The organism is Alcanivorax xiamenensis (assembly GCF_009846745.1).
Taxonomy (GTDB): Bacteria; Pseudomonadota; Gammaproteobacteria; order Pseudomonadales; family Alcanivoracaceae; genus Alloalcanivorax; species Alloalcanivorax xiamenensis.
Genome location: NZ_AQPF01000039.1, coordinates 23222 through 38148 on the forward strand (window position 1 = coordinate 23222; position 14927 = coordinate 38148).

The 14927-nt window shown below is 63.6% G+C and carries 17 protein-coding genes; 6 read left to right on the forward strand and 11 right to left on the reverse strand.

Annotated elements, in window-relative coordinates:
- Positions 1–13 precede the first annotated feature (13 nt).
- The 4 genes from flgE to flgB are packed head-to-tail and all read right to left on the reverse strand — an operon-like array spanning position 14 to position 2722.
- On the reverse strand, positions 14–1195 hold the full coding sequence (gene flgE, locus A6D6_RS17215; RefSeq protein ID WP_159661380.1) for a flagellar hook protein FlgE: 1182 nt from the start codon (positions 1193–1195) through the stop codon (positions 14–16).
- A gap of 14 nt (positions 1196–1209) precedes the next feature.
- Positions 1210–1893 carry a flagellar hook assembly protein FlgD gene (gene flgD / locus A6D6_RS17220; protein ID WP_159661381.1) on the reverse strand — a complete coding sequence of 228 codons (684 nt, stop codon included), beginning with the start codon at positions 1891–1893 and terminating at the stop codon, positions 1210–1212.
- Positions 1893–2291, reverse strand: a complete 399-nt coding sequence (flgC, locus tag A6D6_RS17225) for a flagellar basal body rod protein FlgC (protein WP_133491425.1) — start codon at positions 2289–2291, stop codon at positions 1893–1895. Before flgC ends, flgD begins: the two co-directional genes overlap by 1 nt.
- A gap of 14 nt (positions 2292–2305) precedes the next feature.
- Positions 2306–2722: a flagellar basal body rod protein FlgB gene (gene flgB, locus A6D6_RS17230; RefSeq protein WP_133491426.1), complete on the reverse strand. Its 417-nt coding sequence runs from the start codon at positions 2720–2722 to the stop codon at positions 2306–2308.
- A gap of 148 nt (positions 2723–2870) precedes the next feature.
- Between flgB and flgA the strand changes: the two genes are divergently transcribed.
- The 5 genes from flgA to A6D6_RS17255 all read left to right on the forward strand — a co-directional run bounded on the left by flgA (position 2871) and on the right by A6D6_RS17255 (position 6185).
- Positions 2871–3536 (forward strand): flagellar basal body P-ring formation chaperone FlgA, encoded by a 666-nt coding sequence (gene flgA / locus A6D6_RS17235; RefSeq protein WP_159661382.1) that lies wholly within the window; start codon positions 2871–2873, stop codon positions 3534–3536.
- A gap of 100 nt (positions 3537–3636) precedes the next feature.
- Positions 3637–3921 carry a flagellar biosynthesis anti-sigma factor FlgM gene (gene flgM / locus A6D6_RS17240; protein WP_159661383.1) on the forward strand — a complete coding sequence of 95 codons (285 nt, stop codon included), beginning with the start codon at positions 3637–3639 and terminating at the stop codon, positions 3919–3921.
- Positions 3918–4367, forward strand: coding sequence for a flagella synthesis protein FlgN (locus tag A6D6_RS17245; protein WP_133491429.1), 450 nt, complete (start codon positions 3918–3920; stop codon positions 4365–4367). Before flgM ends, A6D6_RS17245 begins: the two co-directional genes overlap by 4 nt.
- A 51-nt stretch (positions 4368–4418) precedes the next feature.
- Entirely contained in the window at positions 4419–5654 is a 1236-nt protein-coding gene (locus tag A6D6_RS17250; protein WP_236564146.1) for an EAL and HDOD domain-containing protein, read from the forward strand.
- Between the two features lie 81 nt (positions 5655–5735).
- The gene (locus A6D6_RS17255; RefSeq protein WP_159661384.1) at positions 5736–6185 is read left to right on the forward strand and encodes a hypothetical protein; all 450 of its coding nucleotides are present in this window, start codon (positions 5736–5738) and stop codon (positions 6183–6185) included.
- Positions 6186–6332: 147 nt separating this feature from the next.
- On the opposite strand, the gene rimI is transcribed toward A6D6_RS17255, so the two are convergent.
- The 5 genes from rimI to rrtA form a co-directional block, all read right to left on the reverse strand.
- Positions 6333–6791, reverse strand: coding sequence for a ribosomal protein S18-alanine N-acetyltransferase (rimI, locus tag A6D6_RS17260; protein WP_133491431.1), 459 nt, complete (start codon positions 6789–6791; stop codon positions 6333–6335).
- Positions 6784–7524, reverse strand: coding sequence for a hypothetical protein (locus tag A6D6_RS17265; RefSeq protein ID WP_159661385.1), 741 nt, complete (start codon positions 7522–7524; stop codon positions 6784–6786). Before A6D6_RS17265 ends, rimI begins: the two co-directional genes overlap by 8 nt.
- A gap of 111 nt (positions 7525–7635) precedes the next feature.
- A complete protein-coding gene (locus tag A6D6_RS17270) occupies positions 7636–9183 on the reverse strand; it encodes a 2-isopropylmalate synthase (protein WP_097058640.1) in 1548 nt (515 codons plus the stop codon).
- 61 nt (positions 9184–9244) lie between these two features.
- Positions 9245–10969: a DUF3592 domain-containing protein gene (locus A6D6_RS17275; RefSeq protein WP_133491433.1), complete on the reverse strand. Its 1725-nt coding sequence runs from the start codon at positions 10967–10969 to the stop codon at positions 9245–9247.
- Positions 10935–11534 (reverse strand): rhombosortase, encoded by a 600-nt coding sequence (gene rrtA, locus A6D6_RS17280; protein ID WP_159661386.1) that lies wholly within the window; start codon positions 11532–11534, stop codon positions 10935–10937. The genes A6D6_RS17275 and rrtA overlap by 35 nt, the downstream gene beginning before the upstream one ends.
- Positions 11535–11671: 137 nt before the next feature.
- On the opposite strand from rrtA, the gene A6D6_RS17285 reads away from it, so the two are divergent.
- Positions 11672–11992, forward strand: coding sequence for a DUF1090 domain-containing protein (locus A6D6_RS17285; protein WP_255461661.1), 321 nt, complete (start codon positions 11672–11674; stop codon positions 11990–11992).
- 119 nt (positions 11993–12111) lie between these two features.
- On the opposite strand, the gene A6D6_RS17290 is transcribed toward A6D6_RS17285, so the two are convergent.
- Both A6D6_RS17290 and A6D6_RS17295 read right to left on the reverse strand, forming a co-directional pair.
- Positions 12112–14298, reverse strand: a complete 2187-nt coding sequence (locus tag A6D6_RS17290) for a sulfatase-like hydrolase/transferase (RefSeq protein ID WP_159661388.1) — start codon at positions 14296–14298, stop codon at positions 12112–12114.
- Positions 14291–14927, reverse strand: a 637-nt coding sequence (locus tag A6D6_RS17295) for a tetratricopeptide repeat protein (RefSeq protein ID WP_159661389.1), incomplete at its 5' end; no start/stop codon positions are given. The genes A6D6_RS17295 and A6D6_RS17290, both read right to left, overlap by 8 nt.

Here is a 14927-nt window from a genome sequence, read left to right on the forward strand (position 1 = left end):
CAAGCCTCGACGATTAACGCAGGTTCACCGCGTTCTGCAGAACCTCGTCCTGCACCTTGATGGTTTGAGTGTTGGCCTGGTAATTGCGCTGGGCGATGATCAGGTCCACCAGTTCGGAGGTCAGATCCACGTTGGAGACCTCCAGCGCCTGGGATTCCACGTTGCCGAACATGCCGGTACCCGCCAGCCCCAACAGCGGCTGCCCGGAGGTACCGGTTTCCACCCAGGCGTTATCGCCGGCCGGCCGCAAACCTTCGGGATTACGGAAGTTGGCCAGGGCCAGGGTGCCGAGCACCTGAGACTGCTCATTGGCGTAATTACCAATGATGTTGCCGTCGTCGTCCACGGTGATCCCCACCAGGCTGCCCGCGGTGTAACCGTTCTGATCCAACGAGCCCAGGTCGAATTCCTGACCGAACTGAGTGGTACCTCTGAAGTTGATGCCGAACGTCACGTCATCGGCGCCGTTGTTCATGGCAAAGGCGTAGTCCGGAAAAGTGCTGTTGGCTTCATCCAGGGTACCGTTGCTGTTAAAGCGCAGCTCACCGGTGTTGGCCGCATCCACGGTGCCATCCACGGCACTGTGAACCGCCCATTCATTCTCACCGGTTTTGACGAAGTACAGCGTCATGGTGTGCTGGACACCGAGGGAATCATAGACCGTGGTGGTGTTGGCGTAGGAGTAGGTGTCGTCGTCCGCCGGATCGAAGGCGTCGGTGATGATGTCGCTCTCCGCGTCCAGATTGAAGGTGGCATCCACGCCAGTGGTGGCGCTGGCGTTCATGCCACCGGCCGGCACCTGCAGCACCTGTGGTTGGCCGCCAGTGCCAACCCCCTCCGGGAAACCGGTGAGACGGGCACCCTGAGCGTTCTCCAGATAGCCTTCCTTGGTCAGGGTCAGCTGGCCGTTACGGGAATAGACAATCTGGTCACCCTGCAGATAACGGAAGAAGCCGGCCCCATTGATGCCAAGGTCCAGGTTCCGCCCGGTGCTTTCCAGCGTCCCGTTGGAAAAGTCCTGCAATACGCCGGCCACTCGCACCCCCTGGCCGACTTTGGCGCCGGTATAGACATCGGCGAACTGCACCGATGAGCCCTTGAACCCCACTGTCTGGGAGTTGGCGATATTGTTGCCGACCACATCCAGTTGACTGGCGGCCGCGTTAAGACCGCTCAATGCCTGAGAAAAACCCATCTTTCAGCTCCTGTTCAGAGAATCTGCCGGACGTCGTCCAGCGTCACCGGATCGGAAATGCCGCCAAGGTCCAGACGCGGCTGACCGTCGGTTCCCATCTTCACCCCGTTGACCAGGGCATAATTCAAGGTGGTGACATCCATCGGCTCTTCACCACGGGTGGCCGTCACGGACACCTTATAGGCGCCTTCCGGCGCCACGGTTTCGTCTTCCAGTTTGCCGTCCCAGACAAAGGACTCGACACCGGCGTCCAGGGCGCCCAGTTCAAAGCGGCGCACCACCTGCCCGGAACCATCGGTGATAGTGACCACGACGTTATCGGCGCCTTTATCCAGCTCCACACCGAACGGTGTGGTGGCTCCCTCTTCACCCACCAGCACCCGATCGCCGGAAACCAGCACCCCCAGGCCGATCAGAGCGGTGGCCTGCAGTGCCTTGCCGGCGTCGATTTGATCGTTGATTTCTCCGAGCCGGGCATTGAGTTCCTGGATGCCACTGACGGTATTGATCTGCGCCAGCTGCGAGGTCATCTCCGCGTTTTCCATCGGATTCATCGGATCCTGATTTCTCAGTTGCGTCACCAGCAGAGTCATGAAACTGTCCTGCAACTCACCGGCGGCGCCGCGGCTGCCGCCACTGCTGGTGCTGTTCATACTGTTCAGAACGGAGTTACTAATGTTCTGGGTGGCAGCCGCCATCAGTTCTCTCCCACGGTCAGGGTTTTCAGCATCATCTGTTTGCTGGTGTTGAGCACTTCCACGTTGGCTTCGTAGGAACGGGAGGCGGCGATCATGTTGACCATTTCATGAACCGGCTCCACGTTCGGCATGGTCACGTAACCCTGTTCGTCCGCCAGCGGATGATGGGGCCGGTACTCGCGACGCAGGGGCGCCGGGTCCTCCACCACTTCCCGCACCGACACGCCAACACTGCCTTCCCCGTTTTGGCGGCTTTCGAACACCACCTGGCGCGCCCGGTAGGCTTCACCATCGGGCCCGGCAACGCTGTCGGCATTGGCCAGATTGCTGGCGGTGACGTTCATGCGCTGGGCCTGAGCCACCATCGCCGAGCCGGAAATTTCAAAGATGGAAAACATAGCGGCTTCCTTTTTTATTCCGATTGCATGGCGCCCTTGAGGCTCTGAATACGGCTGTTGATCATGGTGAGCGCGGCCTGGTAACGGACCGAGTTATCGGCGAATTGCACCCGTTCCACATCCATGTTCACGGTGTTGCCGTCCAGGCTCGGTTGGTCCGGCACCCGGTACAGCAAGTCCACCTGCTCAGAGGATATCCCGGCGGTCCCTGACGGAAAGTGCCGCTCGGACGTGGTGGTCAAATGCAAGGCCCGCGCCTGTTCACTCCCGGCCACCGCCCGCGCCAGCTCATCGGAGAAGTTGAAGTCACGCGCTTTGAAATGCGGGGTGTCGGCGTTGGCGATGTTGCCCGCCAACACCCCCTGCCGTTGGTGACGAAGTTGCAGCGCCTGCTGGTAGAAGTTCAGGGCACCGGCCAGTTTGTCGATCATGGCGAAACTCCTTTTGGATACCACCAGACTAAAACGGGCGGGGACACGGCAAACGGCCAAACAGCCCCCTATTTGATCGTTATTTCGTTTATTCGCCTGCTGGCGGGTTTCGTACAATGCCGTTATCAGGCCGTGGGAGAAGCAACGGATGAAGGCATTGCGCTGGCTGGTTACCGGCTTGTTACTGACAGCCGCCTCGCTGGCGGTGGCGGTGGCTCCGATGGAGCAACAGGCCAGGGCCTTTCTGTTGCGGGAGGCCGCCAGGTTGGGGGATCACATCGAGGTGACGATGCAATCGCCGACCGCGCCTTTACCGCAATGCGGCGACGCCACCCCGTTTCTGCCTGGTCATCAGCGCCCCCTGCTCGGACCGGTGACCGTCGGCGTGCGCTGTGATGGTCAGGTCCGTTATCTGCAGGCCCGGGTCAGCGCCCGGGGGCGCTACTGGGCTGCGGCGCAAAACCTGGACGCCGGCACCATTCTGGAAAAAGACGACCTGCGAGCGCGGGAAGGGGACCTGAGCACCCTGCCACGCCGGACGGTCACCGATCTGGATCAGCTTGTTGGCAAGGAACTGACCCGCCCACTGAACGCCGGCATGGTGTTGCAAGACAGCGTATTGCGGGTACGGCCGCTGGTACGCCGGCGACAACCGGTGAAGGTGGAAGCCATGGGAACCGGCTTTCGTATCGAACGCGCGGCCCACGCTCTGGAAGACGGCGCATTGGGTGAGCGGATCCGGGTGCGCTTGCCGGACCGGCGGGTGCTGACAGTGGTGGTGAGCGGGCCAAACCGGACCCGGGTCACATTTTGACCTTTCCGGGCTCAAGCGCCGGGTTTTTCGGCCGATGAAGGGTGGAAGGGGACCTTGAACGACCTCAAGGCACCTCCGCGAACGCAATGGAGAGACAGCTGTGAAAATTGACCATCCGCACCCCTTCAGCGCCAATCGCCCGGTGCAGGAGAAAGCCGCCGAGCGCAGCGTCGAGCGTTCCGCCAGCGAACCCGCGGAAACCAGCCCGGCGGCGGTAACTCATCTGCGCCGGGACCGCGGTGACGAAGACATCGACACCGCGCGGGTGGCGGAAATCCGCCAGGCGATCAGCGAGGGCCGCCTGGAAATCCGGGCCGATCGCATTGCCGACGGGTTGATCGAGCGGGTTCGGGAAGAATTGGAAACGCGGTCCGATCCTTCATGAGTCTGAATACCCATCTGCAGCGCCAGCACGATCACCTGGCCTCGCTGGGGCACTTGTTGTCCGAAGAGCGGGCATTGCTGGTTGAGGGCAGCGTCGATGGTCCGGCGCTGGGGGCCGTGGCGCAACGCAAAGCCGCCCTGCTGGAAACACTCGACACTTTCGAGAGCCGGCGCCGGGACGCCCTGCGGCGGCTCGGCTATGACAATACCCCCCAAGGCGACGAGCAGGCGGCCCGCGAGGCGGGCTGTCTGCCGTTGTGGCGGGCGATCCAGGCCCATGCCCGGGCCGTGGCCGCGGACAACCGGATCAACGGTGAGTTGATCGAACTGCGCGCGGCCAACAATCTGAGGCTGCTCAATGCCCTGCGCGAACAGGCCGGCAATCCGTTGTACGGCCCCGACGGCCAGCCCGGCCCACGCGGCGGACGGCTGTCCTCGTCCGCTTGATCAACGTTTCCGACTCTTCCGTATTCTGTGAGCAGGAATGACAACGTGGCAATGACTCTCAAACAGGCGATCGTCGACGACGATGCCCTGGACGTCATGCTGGCCTGTCGGCCGGTGTACAGCAAGAATCAGGACCTGGCCGCTTTCCAACTGCTGCTGCAAGGCAGTGGGGACGGCGTCACCTTGTCCGACATCGAATCCAGCCATCCGGTGATTCTGGGCACCTATTCGCAGGTTTATCAGGACGGCCGCACCCGCACCATACCCACTTTCCTGCGCGTGACCCCGGAAGTGCTGCTGGCCCGGTCGTTACCTCATCTGCCCAAAAAACAGTATATCCTTGATCTCGACCACGGTTTGGCCGAGCCGCAAGTGTTGCTGGATCAGGCCCGACGCTGGGCCGGTCAGGGTTACCGCCTGGCGCTGGACGGCTTCGGACCAACCGACAAGATGGATCCCGCGCTGCTGGATCTGGTCCACATTATCAAACTGGATGTTCGCCGCTTCGACGACGATACGCTGCGCGCCACCGTGGAACGGCTCCGGCCCCACGGCGCTGACCTGCTTGCCGATCATCTGGATGATCGGCGCCGTTTCCGCGTCTGTCTGGAATTAGGGTTCAGTTACTACCAAGGTGACTTCCTGTCCACGGCGGTACCGGTGAAAGGCCGCAAAATCGCCGGCAATCAGTTGTTGTTGCTGCGCCTGCTCGCCGAACTGCATAACCCGGAAGCAACGCCATCCTCACTGGAGGCCATTGCCATCCAGGACGCGCACCTGACCTGGCGCATTCTGCGCGTGGTCAATTCCGCCGCCCTGGGCTTACACCGTGAGGTGAGTTCCCTGTCCCAGGCCATCGCGTTGCTGGGCATGGACGAAATGCGCCGCTGGGCCAATCTGCTGTTGGTCCACGGCAGCCAGAACAAACCCGCCCATCTGGTCCGCAATATGCTGGTGCGCGGACGCATGTGCGAAGTGATGGCCGAGCTTTCCGGCGAGGAGGTCCCGGTGAATCATTTTATCGTCGGCCTGCTCTCACAACTGGACGTCATCACCGACATCGCCATGCCGGAATTGATGGACCAGGTGCCGCTGAGCCAGGAAGTGAAACGTGCCCTGGTCGCCCGGGAAGGGAAACTCGGAGACCTGCTCAACGAGGTGGAACACTACGAAAACGGCCGCTTCGACCGGCTCACCTGGCTTAACGACACTTCGTTCTACGAAGTGGCCTATCGCCATAGCGTGGCCTGGGCCCGGCAGATTCAACAGGCTCTCGGCAGCTTGTGACATCCGGCCACGGCGGCGCGGTCAATGGGCTCCGCGCCGCTGCCTTGCTAGCATGAGTCTTTCGCTAATAAGGATAATGTCATGACCCTGCCACGCTCCCTGCCTGTATGGCTCCTGCTGACCCTGGCCGCCCTGCTCACCGCCTGCGACAGCGGGCCCGGCGACAATGTGATACGCGATGCTCTGAACGCGGAGCTGGAACAGGCGCATCTCAACGAATTGCTGGAAGTGGAAGAGGTTGAGCAACTCAGCGCGGTGGAGGACAGCCAGGGCGATTACAGCGTGGAAGTGAATTATCGACTGCGCGCCCGCAAGGGCCTGGCCGACTACGCCAGTGAAATTCGTGGCGACAGCGAACGCGAACCCATGGACCGTTTCGCCATGACCATGGCCCTGGCCGCGGTACGTGTGGAATTCGGCCCGTTCGAGGAAGGCGACACCTTCAATCGGGAACGGCGGCTGGTATTCAGTAAAGGCGATCAGGGCTGGCAAATGAAAAGCGCTTTGGGGGCAAAACCGGATCAACAATGATTGTGGCGATGCGAGTTGCCCGGATACCGTATTCATAGCCAAGGCCACTCCCACAGAGGGAGCTGCAGAGTCGCTGTGGGAAGCTGCTTTAGCAGCGAATGGTGTGTTTTTGCCTGCCAGCGTGTTACGTGTAAGGCCCCTTGCGCATCACAGCATCAACGTCATCAGCACCGCGTCCTCGTGGCCGTCGGTGGTCCGGTAATAATTGGGGCGCCGGCCGCACACCTCGAAACCGAGCTGTTCATAGAGCTTTCGCGCGCCCTGGTTGCCTGCCCGCACTTCCAGGTACATTACCGACATGTCCTCGTCGACGGCCCGGGCAATGGCCTGCTCCAGCATCCAGCGGGCGATGCCACGCCGTTGCCAGGCCGGCGCCACCGCGATGTTCAGCAGATGGGCCTCATCCAGCACCGCGGACAACACCATGAAGCCGGCGATTTCCCCCTCTCGGGTCGCCACCTTGCAACGGTAACCGCTGGAAAGACAGCTGCGGAAATTGGTCATGGACCAGGGCGTCAACTGACAGGCCTGTTCCACCACCAGTACCCGATCCAGATCCGCGCTGGTCATGGTGCGCAGACGTACGTCGTCGGTGATCTCAGCCATGGAAGCCCGCTGCCACCATCGCCTGCCAGCTGCGTTTTTTGTGCCGCGCCGGCTCCGAGAGCATCTCCTCCAGACTGCTCATCACCAGAGCCTCCATCTCGCCGAGCTTGAACGGTTGATAGCGTTCCGTGCCGAGAACCTGCTTCGCCAGAGCCTCGTCCAGACAAAACAGCGTGCGCTGCCCGCCATCCAGCCGCGCTAAACCGGCGACGAACGCGGCCAAGGCCTGGGAGGCGGCCTTCCGGTCCATCGGTTGATCGTCGGTCAGCGGACAATAGAACCGGCGCGGCCGGGCCGGGCCGGCGGCGAACAACGCCAGCAGAGATGCCGCCAGGGCGCCGTCGTGACGGCCCAGCCCCGGCGCCTTGGCATCGCTTTGTTGAAATAGCAACCAGGTTTCACCGGCCAGATGCGCTTCGAGCGTGAAAACCACCGCCTGATCGGCGGCGACAGGCTCCGGCGAGGGCTGAACCGGCGCCGGCGGCGGCGTTGCCGCGGGCCGCTCCGACGGCGTCCGTTCCAATTCACGGGACAACGACGGCGGCGCTTCCGGCGCCTCGGTTGCCACCGCCGCGGGAGGCGCTTCGGCGCTCGCTGGAGCGGCCTTCGGGGTCGGTGGAGGCTCCGGCGGCGCCAGTTCCGGAGAAGGCGCCGCGCCGGGCAGCGCCACCCGCGCCACCCAGGGCGTCAGCCCCAGGGCCTTCAGGTAACTCTGCCGTTGCGGTTCATTCATGGGCCGCTCCATTGCGGCTGGCTTCCGCACTTATCAATACACTGACACGCCGTGACTGACATGCCGTGTTTGCGTGCCGCGTGCCAGCGTATTGCGTGAAGGCGCCTTTGGTCATACGTCCGCGGCCTGCGGATGGGCCCGCTGCAGCCCCGACGCGAAATGATTCAGAGCGTTCAGATACGCCTTTGCCGAAGCGCTGATGATATCGGTGTCGGCGCCGTGGCCGTTGACGATGCGCCCTCCTTTTTCCAGCCGCACGGTCACTTCGCCCTGGCTGTCGGTGCCCGAGGTAATGGCGTTCACTGAATACAGGGACATGCTGCAGTTGCTTTGCACCAGGGACTCAATGGCCTTGAAGGTAGCGTCCACCGGTCCGGCGCCGGCGGCGGTGGCCTCCCGTTCTTCACCGTCCACGTTGATGACAATGCGCGCCTTCGGCGTTTCGCCGGTACAGGAGGTCACCTCCAGCACCACCAGTTGGTAACGCTCCTGTTCCGCTGCCTGGCGGGTATCGCTGACCAGCGCCTGCAGGTCCTCGTCGAACACCTCGTGCTTCTTGTCGGCCAGATCCTTGAAGCGCTGAAACGCTATGTTCAGCGACGCATCGGAGCCCAGCGGGATCCCCAATTCTTCCAGACGGGCGCGGAAAGCGGCGCGGCCGGAGTGCTTGCCAAGCACCATGCGGTTGGTGTGCCAACCGACGTCCTCGGCGGACATGATCTCGTAGGTTTCGCGGTGCTTGAGCACACCATCCTGATGGATACCGGACTCATGGGCAAAGGCGTTGGCGCCGACGATGGCCTTGTTGGGCTGCACCGGGAAGCCGGTGATGGTGGAGACCAGTTTCGACGCCGGCACGATCTCGCGGGTGTTGATGCCGGTGTCCACCGGAAACAGATCCTGACGGGTGCGCACCGCCATCACGATCTCCTCCAGGGAAGCGTTACCGGCCCGCTCGCCCAATCCGTTGATGGTGCACTCCACCTGGCGGGCGCCGGCCTGCACCGCCGCCAGGGAGTTGGCCACCGCCAGGCCCAGATCGTTGTGGCAGTGCACCGAGAACACCGCCTTGTCGGCGTTCGGCACCCGCTCCAGCAGGGAACGGATGGTGTGGGCGAACTGCTCGGGGATGTTATAGCCCACGGTGTCCGGGATATTGATGGTGCGGGCACCGGCGTCGATGGCCGCCTCGACGATACGGCACAGGAAATCCAGTTCGGAACGACCGGCGTCCTCGCAGGAGAACTCCACGTCGTCGATGCGGTTACGGGCGTGCTTGACCGCCGCTACCGCGTTTTCCACCACCTGATCCGGCGTCATCCGCAGCTTGTGCTCCATATGAATGGGGCTGGTGGCGAGGAAGGTGTGGATGCGGCCCGACTCGGCCCCCGCCAGCGCTTCCGCGGCGCGATCGATGTCCTCGGCCTTGGCCCGCGCCAGGGAACAGATGGTGGATTCGCGCACGGTATCGGCGATCGCCTTCACCGCCTCGAAATCACCCTGGCTGGCGATGGCGAAACCGGCCTCGATGACATCCACCCGCATCCGCTCCAGCGCCTTGGCGATGCGCAGTTTTTCGTCCTGGTCCATGGTGGCGCCGGGGCTTTGCTCGCCGTCACGCAAGGTGGTGTCGAATATGATCAGGCGCTCTTTGTTCATCGTCGTGTCTCGCCAAGTATGGGGGGCATCGATTCTAGCAAATCAGCCCGGACCGGGGGTATCAAACCAGATGCAATTCCCGCAACAGTTCCTCGCGGAGCTGCTCCCCGGCCTGCTGCCCGGCGATGCCCTCGGCCACTCGCACCCGCCCGCTCTCGTCCTCCGCATAGAGGTTCATGTATTCCATCACCCGACCATTGGTGGTGGAGCTGACCGCGCTGTCGAGCACCAGTTGAGCGGCGTTGCGCAGCCGCATGCGGCGCTGGCGCAGCGGAATCCCCAGCCAGCGCCGGCGGCTGCGCACTTCGTCGCCACGGATCACCACCTGAAGACTGCGTCCGAGCATATACAGCGTTACCAGGACCAGGCCGTAGCCCACCAACCCGAACACGCCGGCCATCAAGTACAGCATGCCGCCCTCATCAAGGGCCAGCGTCAGCAGGAAGGTACCCACCGCGGCAAAGATGCCGCCGAACAGCAGAAAGCCCAGTTTCAGGCCCAGATTGCGGCCGGCACGGCTGGTCACCGTCAACCCCAGGCCGGTGCGCTTGATCACAATCTGCTCCCTGGCCGATGCCAGCGCCGCTTCCTCACGCTCGCGACGGTCCTCCGCCACGTGGGACTCCGGCAGGGTGAAGCGACTGCCGACGTCGCCTTGCATCACCGGAATCGTCCAATCGCGACGTAACTGGCGCCCCTCCACGTCACCCCCCATGGAAACCTGCCAGTGCACCGATTGCCGGCCACGCTGATAGGTGGGCGGCATACTCCCCGGCACATCGAAACAGAACTGAACACGGCTGTCGCGCAGGCCCGACTCTATATACCCATTTTGCTCGCCCTGCCACAGTACCGTGGTATCAGTGCGGCGCTCATCGCCACTGCCACGGGTCTCCTGATGCACACATGAAAGCGATACGTTGAACCGGGCCGAATGGGGCACGACCCGGTTGATCAGGATTTCACCGCCCACCTGCCCGCCGGCATAGCCCGGATTCGGGTCCAGGGTCAGCGGTGTCGGGCCAAAGAACTTGTAACGGCGCCGGCCCATCCAGCCTCCGGCCACCACCAACAGCCCGATCAGGGGGAACAGAAAGATGAACAGCATGGCGTAATCGCCTCGCGGCACGCCCTCCACCGCGCTCATATAGCCCGGCGCCGGCACCAGCACGAAAATCAGGCCGAACACGACCAGGCAGCCATGCCCGGACTTCTGGTTGCTGTAGTAAACCGGCTCGCCCGCGTCCCCCTCGCCCCCGGTTGGCGATTTCGCTTTACGATTAAAGAAGTACAGCAGGCCACCGCCGACCAGCATGAACACCGCCCCGAACGCGAAGCCGAAAATCAACGAGCCGGAGCGCAGGCCGCGTTCCAGATAAGCCTTTTCCGGCTGGTCCGGATTCACCCAGGCCTGCACCGGCTGCTGCGTCAGCCGGGCCCGCTCCAGACGCCGGGCCAGACGCTGCCAGAAATCGTCAAAGTTATCACTGCCGCCGTACAGAGACACCGATTCACTGGTGTAGGTGCGCCCCTGGTACTGGTATTGATAGCGCGCACTCACGCTGTAGGTGGTGGAGTCCTCCGACGTGCTGCGATTCAGACGGCTGTCCAATACCTGGGCCGGCACCCGTTCCCAGCTGTCGGTCTGCCAATAATGAAACAATGGCTTCAATGCGACGAAGTACATGGCGGCCAGGCCCGCCAGAAGAAAGGCCGCGGCGAATCCGTTCAGCAGGCACCCCGGCCCTTTGCTACCTTTCCTTGTGTCCGATACGGCTTCGTTCAAACCCTGTCACTCCCATCATCAGGAAAACACCACTGATCGCCCCATACAGATGGGCGTTCACGTAAACACTGCCCCCGATCCAGCCACGCAGATAATCCACGTCATAACCGGGCCATTGCTCGACCAGCAAACGGCCGGCCACCACCGCCAGCACCAGCGAATGCAGCCACGGGTGGCCACGCCAGCCGAGTAACAGGCAGAACACCAGCAAGGCATGCAGCAACCCGGACAGCCCCACGTACCAGTCCAGCCCCGGGTCGAGAAGGTACAGCGCGACGCTGGAAAACAGTCCGCAAAACAGCAGCCATCCCCAGAACCGGCAGCGATCCAGCACATCACGGAAGAAATGGACGATCAGACCAAGCCCGGCGAGATTCATCACCGTATGCCACAGATTCAGATGACTGATATGAGCGCTCCACAACCGCCACCCCTGGCCCGCCGCCAGCGCCGCGCGATCGTATCGCAACCAGGGATTGACCCATTGGTGAGCCACGCCCAGCGCCAACACCACGAGCGCGAAGACCGCCACATGGCGCCACAGTTTCCGGTCCCGAACGACCATCTGGCCCTCTCGTGTCGTTGCCTTTACTCTACGGGCTCACCCAAACGGACTTGTCCCATGCCGAAATCCTCCCTCTACGTCTTACCCGCCGCCCTGGCCGTCCTCGCATTGGCGGCCCCGGTTTTCGCTGACCAACCCTGTGTGGGAAGAAGATCGCCGAAGTGGAACGTCAGCAGGCGGAAGCGCGCGCCAACGGCCACGACCACAAAGCCCGGGGACTGCAACGGGCCCTGGACGCTTTGCGCAACGAGTGCACCGATCAGGGCCTGATCGACGATGCCCGGGCCGAAGTCAGCGAAAAGCAACGGGAAGTAGCCGAACGTCAGGCCGACCTGGACGCCGCCATCCGGGAAGGGGACAAGGACGATATCAAAAAGCGAAGGAAAAAGCTCAGCGAGGCACGGCAGGAATTACTTGATCACCAATCGGAGCTGGAGCGGCTGGATGCCGGACGCTGAATGCATTCCGGCCCCAATGACAATCCAACCGCTCTCCTCCCCTTGCCGGCCTTCCGTACTTGCCGGTCAGCCGAAGGGAGTCGCAACGGCGTTCAGCATCGGAACGCCTCCGGGCAGGCTCAAGGGCACGGCCCGAAATGGTCGGAGATCACCGCCCGGTCCACGGCGTCCGTGACGCCGTCCAGGTTGAAATCGTAAACGCTGGAGCCGCTCCACCCGCCGTCGACCAAGGCGTCGAGGTTGGCCAGGTCGGCTTCGTCCACCCGGCGGTCCTGATTGCCGTCGCCGGGGCACTCGCCCGGTGACGCCAGAATCGCGTCGAGCTGGTCACTCAGCTCGGCGTGGCGGGCACGCTCTTCATCACTGAGCGATGACGGATCACCGCCGGCCAGCAGGTCGCTGCCCTCGCTGTCCAGCCTGGGCGTCGGCGCCTGTTGATCGATGCGGTAGAACTCCTCGGAATACACGTCGATGGGGCCATCGCTGTCGATGTCGTAATCCAGCGCATGGTTGCGCACCAGTTTGTACTCGTCGTCACGCACCGCCTGATAGACGGTCCAGCCCATCCCCTTGCGGTCAGCGTCGTAGCGAGCCGGGTCGTCCTGATAGATGGCCTGATTGACCTGCCAGCATTGCGTCAGATCACCCCGCACCACCTCCGGCGCATCGGCGCCGACACCCCACCAGACGCCGCCGTTATCCTCGCACACCGCCTTGTTGACCGGCGTGTGCGAGCAGGTGGTGGCGATCACGCAGGGGCCATTACGGCCGCCGCCGGCCTGCAGGTTCAAGCCCCCTTCGGTGAAGTTGTATTGGCGCAGGGTGGGCTGGGCCGGATCGAGCAGGTAAGGCAGCATCGACACCCCGTCGTGCCCGTTGGGAATCAGTCCGGCCACCTCCAACCCGGCGATCTCACCGAACAGATGGAATACGTCGGCGGCATTGACCATGCTGCCGACGTCACGGTCCGGCATCGCCACCATCGGGCCGGCGATGATCAACGGCACCCAGACGCCGGTCTGATAGGCGGTGCCCTTGGCCCGGGTGACGTCGAAGGGTGGTTTCACCGTGGTGCCCAGGGAGCCGTTGTCGCCGACGATCACCACCACGGTGTCGCTCTCCGGCCGATACACCAGGGCGCCGCCCTCGCCCCGTTCGGCGATGCCGGTTTCCACCAGCAGCCGGCCCAGTTCCACGTCCATCGCTTCGATCAGAGCGTCGGTGAGCAGCCGCTGGTTGACCAGATTATCGGTGCCCATGCCGCAGTCGGTGCGCATGGCGGCGGTGGCGTCCGAGGGCAACAGGTTCCCCGGAGGTACCTGCAAGGGGGTGTGCGCGGCGCTGAAACTCACCGTCGCCATCCAGGGGGTGCCCGCCTTACGGGTGTTGATCCAGTCGCGGGCGGCATCGACTTCAAGGGTGGAGCGATAGCCCCGACCACGGGGGTCGGTGAGCGCCGCTTCTTCCACCCCCTCCTCGCTGTTGATCACCAGCGGGGACACGTAATGGGCGTTCTCACGCTCGAAATCCAGCGCCGCCGGCGCGCTCGACTGACACGCCCGGGCCGGCACCAGGATGCCGCCGCGGGTCAGGCATTGCAGACCGGCGGAGTCGCCGTGCTCCACACTGGTCAACCGCGAACAGGAGGTGCCCTCGCTGCTCTGGACGTAGCAGGCACCGAAAGCGGCGCCGTGCAGCGGGTCCTCGACAAGGCTGGGCACGAAGCCACAGCTATAGGTGCCTTCCGGCGCCACGCCACCGGCGGTGGTGTCGATGGAACCGGGCAGGCCACCGGTCCAGCCGTGGAAATAATCCCAGCCCAATTCCCCGGGCGTGCCGTTGCCGGCCACATTGTGCTCCGGTCCGGCCAGATGGAATTTCCCGAACATGGCGCTCTGGTAGCCGGCCTGTTTCAGCAGTTTCGGGATGGTGGTGGCGTAGGGGCTGAGCTGCGAGTTGGCCAGGTCGTTGGGGCCGATCGCCTGATTGATGTGGGTGCGCGTCGGGTAGCTGCCGGCCAGCAGGGCGGCGCGGCCCGGCGAGCATTCCGGCATCGACCAGGTGTTTCGGAAGCGCACCCCTTCGGCGGCGATGGCGTCGATGCTGGGCATGCTCGGCGGATGGACGCCGCCATAGCCCATCGACGGCATCTGATCGATGCCCACGTCGTCCATGATCACGAACAGGATGTTCGGCCGCTGTGGCGTGTCATCGCCGGCCGCCGTGTCCGAGTCGGAATCCAGCCAGCAGCCCGACACCGTCAAGGCGATGCCGGTCAGTATCAACAGGTGACTTAACCTATTCATAACCCCCTCCTTGTTCTCCGTTTTTGTCATGGTGGGGCCCGGTGCCGCTCTGGCGGCTGAATACCGGGTCCCAGGGATTCTGTTCTCTGAGCTCGGCCAGCAAGGCGCGCCTCTCATCCGGTCGGTCGCCCAGCAGGTTCAACAGGGCCAGACGCAGCGACCGGTCGGCCGGGTGGGCGCGCAACTGCTGGCGCAGCACCTGCCGGGCCCGCCTCGGCTGGCCGCCATCGTGCAGGGCGATGGCCAGCACATAGGCGTAATCGCCGTTGTCCGGCGCCAGACGGTGGGCCGCCTGGAACGCCACCAGCGCCGCCCGATGCTCGCGGTGGCGCACCAGCGACAGCCCCAGGGCATGACGCAGGCTGGCCTCGTCCGGGTACCGGGTGATCTGCTCGCGCAGCAGGGCGCGCGCCCGGTCGGCCTCGCCCTTGTATTGCTCAAACCATTGCGCCAGCAGCACGGTGGCCGGGAAGAACGCCGGATCACGGCGCAGGGCGTCGCGCAGCGCCGCCTGGACCCGATCCTGACGACCGGTAAGCAGGTACAGGTTGGCGAGATTGAAGTGGGCGTCGGCGCGCTCCAGCAGGCCTTGCTGCACCGCTTCGTATTCCGCCAGCCAGGCCGGCGGT

What these genes read in the sequence shown, in the direction of transcription:
- flgE (WP_159661380.1), bottom strand. Translation starts at nt 1,195, where the DNA reads ATGGGTTTTTCTCAGGCATTGAGCGGTCTTAACGCGGCCGCCAGTCAA.
- flgD (WP_159661381.1), bottom strand. Translation starts at nt 1,893, where the DNA reads ATGGCGGCTGCCACCCAGAACATTAGTAACTCCGTTCTGAACAGTATG.
- flgC (WP_133491425.1), bottom strand. Translation starts at nt 2,291, where the DNA reads ATGTTTTCCATCTTTGAAATTTCCGGCTCGGCGATGGTGGCTCAGGCC.
- flgB (WP_133491426.1), bottom strand. Translation starts at nt 2,722, where the DNA reads ATGATCGACAAACTGGCCGGTGCCCTGAACTTCTACCAGCAGGCGCTG.
- flgA (WP_159661382.1), top strand. Translation starts at nt 2,871, where the DNA reads ATGAAGGCATTGCGCTGGCTGGTTACCGGCTTGTTACTGACAGCCGCC.
- A6D6_RS17245 (WP_133491429.1), top strand. Translation starts at nt 3,918, where the DNA reads ATGAGTCTGAATACCCATCTGCAGCGCCAGCACGATCACCTGGCCTCG.
- A6D6_RS17250 (WP_236564146.1), top strand. Translation starts at nt 4,419, where the DNA reads ATGACTCTCAAACAGGCGATCGTCGACGACGATGCCCTGGACGTCATG.
- A6D6_RS17255 (WP_159661384.1), top strand. Translation starts at nt 5,736, where the DNA reads ATGACCCTGCCACGCTCCCTGCCTGTATGGCTCCTGCTGACCCTGGCC.
- rimI (WP_133491431.1), bottom strand. Translation starts at nt 6,791, where the DNA reads ATGGCTGAGATCACCGACGACGTACGTCTGCGCACCATGACCAGCGCG.
- A6D6_RS17265 (WP_159661385.1), bottom strand. Translation starts at nt 7,524, where the DNA reads ATGAATGAACCGCAACGGCAGAGTTACCTGAAGGCCCTGGGGCTGACG.
- A6D6_RS17270 (WP_097058640.1), bottom strand. Translation starts at nt 9,183, where the DNA reads ATGAACAAAGAGCGCCTGATCATATTCGACACCACCTTGCGTGACGGC.
- rrtA (WP_159661386.1), bottom strand. Translation starts at nt 11,534, where the DNA reads ATGGTCGTTCGGGACCGGAAACTGTGGCGCCATGTGGCGGTCTTCGCG.
- A6D6_RS17290 (WP_159661388.1), bottom strand. Translation starts at nt 14,298, where the DNA reads ATGAATAGGTTAAGTCACCTGTTGATACTGACCGGCATCGCCTTGACG.